We start from the raw sequence: 10,151 nt of genomic DNA on the forward strand, positions 1-10,151 counted from the left end.
TCCGACAGAATGGGGGAGGGTAAGGGGCTGAGTCAGGCTTTGCGCGCAGGTAGCAGTCTGGCAAGCAGCGAGCTGATCAGGCGCGGCCGGAAGCTCCTGTGCATGTCATGACAGGCAGGGGCGAGGACGGGCATGGCTAGCGTCGATAGGGATGACCAGTCGTCGAGCAACGAGCTGGTGGCCGGGCAAGGAGTGGCCCTGGCTGTGGCATGGGAGGCCGGGGCACGCAGGTGCATAGGCTGTGACATGACAATTGACCTTCTTATATTTATTGGCTGCTGAAACATTCGAAGCGCGATGCACCAGGCAGAAGATCGCTTCGTTTTCAGGCGTGGTAGGAATAGTGAGCCGACCAGGCTGGCCATTTCAATTCGCTAAACGGGGTTCTGTTCGATAACCGAACAAGAACGAACCAGTTAGTACATTACGCGTCGCGCCGGCAGTATCGCGCGTCCGCGCCCCTGCATCCAGAGGCAGGCGTGCGTCTGGCTCGCATCGGCGGGCGCTTGTCTCTTAGAATCGGCGCAAATTTTCCAGGACTCTCTCATGGCCGGCAGTCAGATCGAACGCGCGCTCAGCCTTCTCGAAAGCCTCACTCGCGACGCCCGTGGCGTGCAGATGCAGGTTCTGGCCGATGAGCTGGATATTCCCAAGAGCGCCACGCATCGCATGCTCGCCGAGCTGATTCGCCTGGGTTACGTACGCCAGGATGCGCTCACCAGTCGCTATCGGCTTTCCACCAAACTGGTGGCGCTGGGCTTTCGCTATCTGACCAACAGCGGCGCTGACGTGGTGCAGCCGATTCTCGATGGCCTGGCCGAAACCAGCGGCGAGCTGGTCCGTCTTGGCGTGATCGAGGGCGAGCGCCAGACCTGGATTGCCAAGAGCCAGGGCGCCCGTTCCGGCCTGCGCTACGACCCTGACATGGGGCGCGACGCGCCGCTGTTCTACACCGCTTCCGGGCACGCCTGGCTGGCCAGCATGAGCGATGCCGATGCCCTGCAACTGGTGGCGCGGCAGGGTATTGCCGACTCTGCCGATGTCGGCCCCAATGCGCCACGCAACGAACAGGAGTTGCTGCAGCGCCTGGCCCTGGCGCGTCAGCAGGGTTATGCCTGGGTCATGGAAAGTTCGTCGATCGGCACCGCAGCGCTGGCTGCTGTGGTGCGTGACCCGCGTGATGGTCGGGTGATCGGTGTGCTCAGCATCGCCGGCCCGAGCGCACGCTTGCCGCTTGCGCGCATGCACGAGCTGGCTGCAGATCTGCTGGCTGCTGCCGAAGAGTTGTCCGCTGCCAGCCCTGCCTCCGAGTTGTTCGCCTGATCGGCTAGAAGCGACACGCCCGCGGCCACGTCATTGTAGGAGCGGCTTCAGCCGCGAAGCACGGTGATTCGAGGCTGAAGCCGCTGCTACGGCCTGTCGAATCCGATTCCTTTGCCGGTTTAGGTGCGCACGGCGCGCCCTACGACGTTTCCGTAACGCGCAAAGCTCCTCTGTATTTTTCGTCTTGCGTAAATTTTGGAACTGAGTTCTAAATATTAAAAAGGTCTGCGCCTGATGCATGGGGTGCACCTGCGTGAGAACGACAACAAGAGGATCGCCGCGTGACTTCCCCTTTGCGTATTGCCCTGATCGGCGCCGGTGTCATGGGCCGTCAGCATCACCAGCACCTGCAGGCTCTGGCCGAGGCGCAACTTTGTGCCATCGCCGACCCAGGCCCGCAAGCGGCTGACTTCGCGGCTGAATGCGGCGTGCCGTATTTCGCCGATCACTTGCAGATGCTGGAGCAGGCGCGGCCCGAGGCGGTGATCGTCGCCAACCCCAACGCACTTCACGTCAGCACGGCGCTCGATTGCATCGCCGCTGGCGTACCGGTCCTCCTGGAGAAACCGGTGGGCGTGCATCTGGACGAGGTGCGTGAGCTGGTCGCTGCCAGCGAGCGTTCCGGTGTGCCGGTACTGGTTGGCCATCATCGTCGACACAATCCATTGATCGCCCGCGCCCGCGAGCTGATCGAGCAGGGCAGTCTCGGTCGACTGACCACGGTGACCGCGTTGTGGCAGGTGCAAAAGCCCGACAGCTACTACGACATAGCCTGGCGCCGTGAAGCCGGGGCCGGGATGCTGCTGACCAATCTGATTCATGACCTCGACCTGCTGCGCCATCTGTGCGGCGAAGTGCGCCAGGTGCAAGCCATCACCAGCAATGGCGTACGCGGCTTTGCCAATGAAGACAGCGCGGCGGTGCTGCTGCAATTCGAAGGTGGTGCGCTGGGCAGCCTGACTGGCTCCGACGCCGTTGCCGCGCCCTGGAGCTGGGAACTGGATTCCGGTGAGAACCCGGTCTACCCGCGCCAGGCCGACCAGCCCTGCTACCTGCTCGCCGGTACGCGCGGTGCCCTGAGCATTCCGCAGCTCAAGCGCTGGCATTACGCCGAGGACGGCGCCGGCTGGCACCAGCCGTTGTTGCAGGTGCAGGAAGGTTTCGATGCCGGCGAAGCCTTGCGCCGTCAGCTGCGGCATTTCATCGCAGTTGCCCGAGGCCAGGCTCAGCCGCTGATCAGCGCCGCCGATGCCGGTCGTACCTTGGCGCTGGTCGAGGCCATCCGCCAGGCGGCGGAGAGCGGACAGGCCTGTAACCCTGAAATCATCTGAGAGGGCGCCTACAAATTGCTGCGCTCGGTCATGCTGCGTTGAAAACAGTCTCAAAATGCTCATGTACTACTCGTACACTCCGCTTTTTCGACTGCTTTCGCCTTACTTGACCTTCGCTCGCTGCTTTGTAAACACCCTCTAAACACGAGAGTCATCATGAGCGAACGTATTCTGTCCCTAGCTGCCCTCACCGTCCTCGAAGTTTCACCGCCGGAAATGGTCGATATCGCCGCGCGCACTGGCTACAGCCATGTAGGCCTGCGCCTGGTGCCGGCCACGGCCGAGGAGCATCACTTTCCGTTGATGGCTGATGCCGGATTACGCGCACAGACGCTCAAGCGCCTGCGCGATACCGGGATCAAGGTGGCGGATATCGAGATTCTGCGTCTGAAGCCCGATACCCGGGTCAGCAACTTCGAGGCCATCTTCGACGTGGGCGCCGAGTTTGGCGCTACAGAGGTGCTGATCGCTGGCAACGACCCGGACGAAGCGCGTCTGACCGACAATTTCGCAGCCGTCTGTGACCTGGCCGCGCCATTTGGTTTGTTCCCGCATTTGGAGTTCATGCCCTGGACCAACGCGCGTGACCTGACCCAGGCCAAGCGTATCGTCGATGCGGCCAACCGGCCCAACGGCTGCATTCTGGTCGATGCCTTTCACTTCGATCGCTCGGGCTCGAGCCTGGCGGACCTGGCGCAGGTACCGGCCGCACGCATGCGTTACGCGCAACTGTGCGACGTCAACGGCCCGCGCCCGGACGACATGGACGAGATCTTGCGCCAGGCGCGCAACGAACGGCGTTTCCCCGGTGATGGCGACAGCGACTTGCTCGGTCTGCTGCGTGCGCTGCCGCCGAGTATTGCCCTGAGCCTGGAAATACCCACGCGTCAGCTGCTCGAACAGGGCGTCAGCGCCCTGGAACGGGCGCAAATGGCCATGCACAAAACTCTGCGCCTGCTGGAGCGCTTGTAGCGCCTCGATGCCGTCCGTCACCCGCGGGTCGAATACTGTCACGCGGGTCATAGGCGGCAGGATAGGGCGGTCTGTATAGTTAGCTACCTATCTATGGTTGCGCGGCTTGCCGCATCCCGAGTACCCCATGAGCTCCAAACCGCTATCCGGCGTCAATCATCCACTCAAGGGCATTGCGCTGATGGTGCTGGCGACCTTTCTGTTCGCCAGTCACGATGCGATTTCCAAGTACCTGTCCGGCTTCTATCCGATCGTCCTGATCGTCTGGGCGCGCTACGTCGTGCATACCTTGTTGATGGCCGGCATCTTCCTGCCACAGTCAGGCTTGCGCGTTCTGCGCACCAAGCGTCCGGGTTTGCAGGTATTGCGGGCGCTCAGCCTGCTTAGCGTCAGCCTGCTGTTCACCACGGGCCTGATGTTCATGCCGTTGGCTGAAGCAACGTCGGTGATCTTCCTCGCGCCTTTGCTGGTGACTGCCCTGTCGGTGCCGCTGCTGGGCGAGAAGGTCAGCCGTGGGCAGTGGGTCGCGGTGATCGTTGGCTTTGTCGGCGTGATGATCATCGTCCATCCCGGTGGCGATCTGTTTACCCCGGCGGTGTTGTTACCGCTGAGCGCTGCACTGTGCTTCAGTCTCTATCAAATACTGACCCGGCGCCTGAGTACCGTGGACAGCGCCACCACCAGCAACTTCTTCGCCGGGCTGGTCAACACCCTGGTGATGAGCCTGCTGGTGCCGTTCTTCTGGCAGATACCCAGCGTCACGCATGGGCTGATGATGCTGGCGTTAGGGGGCTGTGGCATGGCCGCACACTTGCTGCTGACGCATTCCTTCCGTTATGCGGCGCCGGCGATGCTGGCGCCGTTTGGCTATGGGCAGATCATCTTCGCCGGGCTGCTGGGTTTGTTGGTGTTCCAGCATCAGCCGGACAGCACCGCGCTGGTCGGTATTCTCATCATCTGCCTCAGTGGTCTGGCGGCGGCCTGGCAGAATGGGCGAGGGCGTCAGAAATCATAGTTGTTCGATAATCGAACAGAAAACTAACCAGTTCGTTCATTTTGAATTGCCGATGTTCCCGCCCCTGCCAATAATCCAGGCTACGAACAATCCATGAGCGCCGACCAACCGGCCGAGTGAGGGCTCATGAGCGCGTCTTGCCTCCCTCACTTTGCCCGCCACGGCGCCGCCTTAGCCCGGAGCCGTCTATGCAGCGTTCAATTGCCACCGTTTCCCTCAGCGGTACCCTGCCAGAGAAACTCGAAGCCATCGCCGCGGCCGGTTTCGACGGCGTGGAAATCTTCGAGAACGACCTCCTCTATTACGACGGCAGCCCTACCGAGATTCGCAAGCGCTGCGCCGACCTTGGCATCGCCATTACCCTGTTCCAGCCATTTCGCGACTTCGAAGGCTGCCGCCGTGATCGTCTGCAGCGCAACATCGACCGCGCCGAGCGCAAGTTCGACCTGATGCAGGAACTGGGCACCGACCTGGTGCTGGTGTGCAGTAACGTCGCCGCCGATTCGCTGGGCGATGAAGAAATCCTTGTCGATGACCTGCGTCTGCTGGGCGAGCGCGCCGGTGCGCGCGGCCTGCGTATCGGCTATGAAGCGCTGGCCTGGGGGCGTCACGTCAACACCTATCAGCAGGTGTGGAACCTGGTGCGACAGGCCGATCACTCGGCCGTCGGGATGATCCTCGACAGCTTCCATACCCTGTCGCTCAAGGGCGACCCGAGTGCCATCGCCGAGATTCCCGGGGACAAGATTTTCTTCGTGCAAATGGCTGACGCGCCGATCCTGGCGATGGACGTGCTGGAGTGGAGCCGGCATTTCCGCTGCTTCCCGGGCCAGGGTGAATTCGATCTGGCGGGCTTTCTCGCGCCGATCCTGCGTACTGGCTATCGCGGCCCGCTGTCGCTGGAAATCTTCAACGATGGCTTCCGCGCCGCACCGCCGCGGCAGAACGCGGCCGATGGCTTGCGCTCATTGCTCTACCTCGAGGAAAAGACCCACAAGCGTCTCGAGAAAGAGGGGCATCAGATCGAGCCGGGCCTACTGTTCACTCCGCCGGCGGCCCATCCCTACGCGGGTATCGAGTTCCTCGAGTTCGCCGTCGATGAGGCGGTGGGTGCACGCCTGGCCGGTTGGCTGGAGCGTCTGGGTTTCGCTCACGCCGGTCAGCACCGTTCCAAGGATGTCAGCCTGCTGCGTCAGGGCGATATCAATATCGTGCTCAATGCCGAGCCTTACTCTTTCGCGCACAACTTCTTCGCATCCCATGGCCCTTCATTGTGCGCCACGGCATTGCGGGTCAAAGATGGTGCCGATGCGCTCCAGCGCGCCTGCGATTATCGCGGCCAGCCCTATCGTGGCCTGGTCGGCCCGAACGAGCGCGAGGTGCCGGCTGTACGCGCTCCGGATGGCAGCCTGATTTATCTGGTGGAGCAGGCTGGTGAAGGCCAGACCATCTATGACACCGACTTCAGCCTGAACCCGGCCGCTACGGCCACGGGCAGCCTGCAACGTATCGACCACATGGCCCTGGCATTGCCGGCCGATTCGCTGGACAGCTGGGTGCTGTTCTACAAGAGCCTGCTGGACTTCGAGGCGGACGACGAGGTGGTCCTGCCCGACCCCTACGGCCTGGTGAAAAGCCGCGCGATTCGTAGTCGCTGCAGCTCGATTCGTCTGCCGCTGAACATCTCGGAGAACCGCAACACGGCGATCGCCCATGCGCTGTCCAGCTACCAGGGCTCCGGTGTGCACCACATCGCGTTCTCCTGCGAGGACATCTTCGCCGAGGTGGCGCGGGCCAAGGAAGCGGGTGTGCCGCTACTGGAAATCCCGCTGAACTACTATGACGACCTGGCCGCGCGCTTCGATTTCGACGACGAATTCCTGAGCGAGCTGGCCTACTACAACGTGCTCTATGATCGTGATGCTCAGGGCGGCGAGCTGTTTCATGTCTACACCGAGCCGTTCGAGGAGCGCTTCTTCTTCGAGATCATTCAGCGCAAGGGCGGTTATGTCGGCTATGGCGCGGCCAACGTCGCGGTACGCCTGGCGGCCATGGCCAAGACGCGCAGCGGTGCGGTGAAGAAACCGAGGCTTTGATTCTGGTCTGACGGTGACCATGAGGGGCGCCGCTGCCCAGCGTCTGTGCGGCCTGCCATAATCCGTACACCAATACCTATAAAAAAGACCATTGCCGTATGACAGAAGCCGTTGCCAACCTGACCCCGCCACCGACCGAGGTGGTGCGCAAGGTACGTAAGAACAACCCTGAGAAAACCCGTGAGAGCATCCTCCAGGCTGCCATCACGGAGTTCGTCCAGCAGGGGCTATCCGGGGCGCGGGTGGATGCCATCGCCGAGCGCACCGCCACCTCCAAGCGGATGATCTACTACTACTTCGGCAGCAAGGAGCAGCTCTACCTCGAGGTGCTGGTCAAACTCTACGGCGACATCCGCGGTACCGAGAGCCGCCTCGACCTGGCGTCCTTGCCACCGGTCCTGGCGATTCGTCGGCTGGTGGAATTCACCTTCGATCACCATGACCGCAACGTCGACTTCGTGCGCATCGTCAGCATCGAGAACATCCACTACGGCGAATACGTCAAGCAGTCGCCGGTCATTCGCCAGATGAGCAACGTGGTGCTCGATACCCTCGGCAAGACCCTGCGCCGCGGCGAGGAAGAGGGCGTGTTCCGCCCAGGCATCGATGTGTTGGACGTACACCTGCTGATGAGCTCGTTCTGTTTTTACCGCGTATCGAACCGGCATACCTTTGGCGAGATCTTCCAGATCGATCTGCCTGACGAACAGGTCAAGCAACGCCACAAGGCAATGATCTGCGAGGCGGTGCTGCGCTACATCCAGGGCTAGGACGGAACAAAAAAGAGGCCCTGGCCGCGCTGTGCGCGGCCAGGGCCTCTTTGCATGTGGCTCAGCTGAAACTGGCGAAGTGCGCCTGCATGCGTTCGGCATCGGCCGGGCGGCCGCTGAACAGTTCGAACGCCTTGACCGCCTGGAACACCGCCATGGTGCCGCCATCCAGGGTGCGGCAGCCCAGGGCGCGGGCGTGGCACAGCAGTTCGGTTTCCAGCGGGAAGTAGATGATCTCGGCGACCCACAACTCGGCGTGCAGCAGCTCCACCGGCAGCGGTGTGCCCGGTAGCTTGGCCATGCCCACTGGCGTGGTATTGACCAGGCCATCGGCAGCCGCGACTTCGCCTGCCAGGTCGTCACCTGCGATGGCGCGCTCGCTACCAAAGTGAGCGTTGAGGTTGTCTGCCAGGGCCTGGGCGCGGCCTGGCTCCACCTCGAAAATGCACAGGCGTTCGACGCCTTCGGCGAGCAGGGCATGAGCCACGGCTGCGCCGGCCCCCCCAGCGCCCATCTGTACTACGCGACGGCGGGCCACGTTGGGCAGGCCACGGCGCAAGCCCTCGGCGAAGCCCAGGCAATCGGTGTTGTGGCCGACACGCTTGCCGTCCTTGAGCACCACGGTGTTCACCGCGCCAATGCCACGCGCCTCGCTCGATAGCTCGTCGAGCAGTGGGATGATCGCCTGCTTGGCCGGGAAGGTGATGTTGAGGCCGGTAAAGCCCATGTGCTGCGCCGCATCGAGCAGGCTAGGCAGCGCATCGAGGTCGAGGCCCAATTGGTCGAGGTCGATCAAACGATAGAGGTAGCGCAACCCCTGTGCATCGCCTTCGCGCTCGTGCATGGCTGGCGTGCGGGAGGCCTGAATACCTTTGCCGATGAGACCGGCGAGAATGCCGCTGTTGACGCTAGACATGACCTTACCCCTTGAGCGATTGAGCGAAGTACTGCAGGCCGAGCCGATAACCCTGGCTGCCGAGGCCACAGATGACACCGACGGCGATCGTCGAGACGAACGAGTGATGACGGAACGGCTCGCGCTTGTGCACGTTGGACAGGTGCACTTCGATCACCGGCAGTTCGCTGGCCACCAGCGCATCGCGAATGGCTACCGAAGTGTGGGTCCAGGCTGCCGGATTGATCAGAATGCCGGCGCAGCGCCCACGTGCGGCATGAATCCAGTCGAGCAGCTCGCCTTCGTGGTTGGTCTGGCGAAACTCGATCTTCAAACCGTGTTCGGCGGCGGTATCGGCGCAAAGCTGGGAAATGTCGGCGAGGGTTTCATGGCCATAGGTGGCCGGTTCGCGGGTTCCAAGCAGGTTCAGATTGGGGCCATTGAGTACAAGAATGCAGGGCGTCATGGGGTGTCTCTTGTTGTTGTGACGTGACTGCGGGGAAAATGTACTAACTGGTTAATTCAGTCAATTCAGTGGCGGCCAAACGGGCACGCAAAAAATGCCTGCTGCCCCTGGATGGGGCGGCAGGCATCAGTAAATGCGCGGGTTACGAGGAATCTCGGCAGAGCCGAAGAGAGTCAGGAAAGTGGGCGATTACCGCCCGTGGAGCGGGCTCAGTGATTTTCGCCTGCCTGCGCCACCTGATTGCGGCCGCTGTGCTTGGCCAGGTAAAGGCCTTCATCGGCCTTTATCACCAGGCTCAGCGGGTCATGTTCCACAGAGGGGCGGATGGTGGCGATACCTATGCTTACGCTGATTGGCGAGCCCGGCTTGGGTAGGTCGTGAGGAATACCCATCCCTTCCACTGCGCGGCGGATTTTTTCTGCCTGCAGGCGCGCGCCGCCGGCTGCAGTGCCGGGCATGATCACCGCGAATTCCTCGCCACCGTAGCGGGCTGCCAGGTCGGTGGCGCGTGTGCAGCTGGCGCGCAGCGACTCACCAACGCGGCGCAATACTTCATCGCCAGCGACGTGGCCGTGCTGGTCGTTGTAGGCCTTGAAATAGTCGACGTCGATCATCAGCAGCGACAGTTCGCTCTGATCGCGCAGGGCGCGGCTCCACTCGATCTCCAGGTATTCGTCGAAGTAGCGGCGGTTGGCCAGGCCGGTGAGGCCGTCGGACTTGATCAGGCGCTGCAGCACCAGATTGGTATCGAGCAACTGCTGCTGGCTTTCGCGCAGGGCGCGGTAGGCTTCGTCGCGCTGCAGCATGGTCAGGTAGGAGCGCGAGTGGTAGCGAATGCGCGCGAGCAACTCGATCACATCCGGCAGCTTGACCAGGTAATCGTTGGCACCGGCGGTGAAGGCGGCGCTCTTGACCTTGGGGTCTTCCTTGGTCGACAGCACGATGATCGGCACATCGCGCAGGCCGGGCGCCGCGCGGTACTGGGCGAGCAGCTCAAGGCCGTCGACACCGGGCATGATCAGGTCCTGCAGGATCACCGTCGGCTTGATCTGCTGAGCCACGCTCAGCGCCTGGTGCGGGTCGGAGCAGAAGTGGAAGTCGATATCGCTCTCTTCACTCAGGGCACGTCGCACGGCTTCGCCGATCATGGCCTGGTCGTCGACCAGCAGCACCATCATCGAATAGTCGGGCAAACCGTGATGATGGTTGGAGTTACCTTGAGGCCGTTGCATAAGCGCGTCTCCGCCTTTGTTTTCGTAGGTTACGCGGCTGCTTTGGCCGCG

General features: G+C 62.3%; 9 protein-coding genes. 6 read left to right on the forward strand and 3 right to left on the reverse strand.

The genetic code is table 11. From position 1 onward, the window contains the following. Nucleotides 1-546: 546 nt before the first annotated feature. The 6 genes from CDO35_RS19745 (at nucleotide 547) to CDO35_RS19770 (ending at nucleotide 7,507) form a co-directional block, all read left to right on the forward strand. Nucleotides 547-1,323 (forward strand): IclR family transcriptional regulator, encoded by a 777-nt coding sequence (locus CDO35_RS19745; RefSeq protein WP_099526325.1) that lies wholly within the window; start codon nucleotides 547-549, stop codon nucleotides 1,321-1,323. Nucleotides 1,324-1,604: 281 nt separating this feature from the next. Beyond that, nucleotides 1,605-2,654, forward strand: a complete 1,050-nt coding sequence (locus tag CDO35_RS19750) for a Gfo/Idh/MocA family protein (protein WP_099526326.1) — start codon at nucleotides 1,605-1,607, stop codon at nucleotides 2,652-2,654. A gap of 156 nt (nucleotides 2,655-2,810) precedes the next feature. Beyond that, a complete protein-coding gene (locus CDO35_RS19755) occupies nucleotides 2,811-3,626 on the forward strand; it encodes a sugar phosphate isomerase/epimerase family protein (protein ID WP_099526327.1) in 816 nt (271 codons plus the stop codon). A gap of 127 nt (nucleotides 3,627-3,753) precedes the next feature. After that, nucleotides 3,754-4,641, forward strand: a complete 888-nt coding sequence (locus CDO35_RS19760; RefSeq protein ID WP_099526328.1) for a DMT family transporter — start codon at nucleotides 3,754-3,756, stop codon at nucleotides 4,639-4,641. Nucleotides 4,642-4,829: 188 nt separating this feature from the next. Continuing rightward, nucleotides 4,830-6,737, forward strand: coding sequence for a 3-dehydroshikimate dehydratase QuiC (quiC, locus tag CDO35_RS19765; RefSeq protein WP_099526329.1), 1,908 nt, complete (start codon nucleotides 4,830-4,832; stop codon nucleotides 6,735-6,737). Between the two features lie 98 nt (nucleotides 6,738-6,835). Further along, nucleotides 6,836-7,507, forward strand: a complete 672-nt coding sequence (locus tag CDO35_RS19770; protein WP_099526330.1) for a TetR/AcrR family transcriptional regulator — start codon at nucleotides 6,836-6,838, stop codon at nucleotides 7,505-7,507. Between the two features lie 61 nt (nucleotides 7,508-7,568). Here CDO35_RS19770 and CDO35_RS19775 read toward each other — a convergent pair whose 3' ends face one another. From CDO35_RS19775 to CDO35_RS19785, 3 genes are all read right to left on the reverse strand, one after another. Next, nucleotides 7,569-8,423 carry a shikimate dehydrogenase gene (locus CDO35_RS19775; protein WP_099526331.1) on the reverse strand — a complete coding sequence of 285 codons (855 nt, stop codon included), beginning with the start codon at nucleotides 8,421-8,423 and terminating at the stop codon, nucleotides 7,569-7,571. A gap of 4 nt (nucleotides 8,424-8,427) precedes the next feature. After that, the gene (aroQ, locus tag CDO35_RS19780) at nucleotides 8,428-8,868 is read right to left on the reverse strand and encodes a type II 3-dehydroquinate dehydratase (RefSeq protein WP_099526332.1); all 441 of its coding nucleotides are present in this window, start codon (nucleotides 8,866-8,868) and stop codon (nucleotides 8,428-8,430) included. Between the two features lie 209 nt (nucleotides 8,869-9,077). Next, a complete protein-coding gene (locus CDO35_RS19785) occupies nucleotides 9,078-10,100 on the reverse strand; it encodes a response regulator (protein WP_099526333.1) in 1,023 nt (340 codons plus the stop codon). Nucleotides 10,101-10,151 lie beyond the last annotated feature (51 nt).

Source organism: Pseudomonas sediminis, from assembly GCF_002741105.1.
GTDB classification, from domain to species: domain Bacteria; phylum Pseudomonadota; class Gammaproteobacteria; order Pseudomonadales; family Pseudomonadaceae; genus Aquipseudomonas; species Aquipseudomonas sediminis.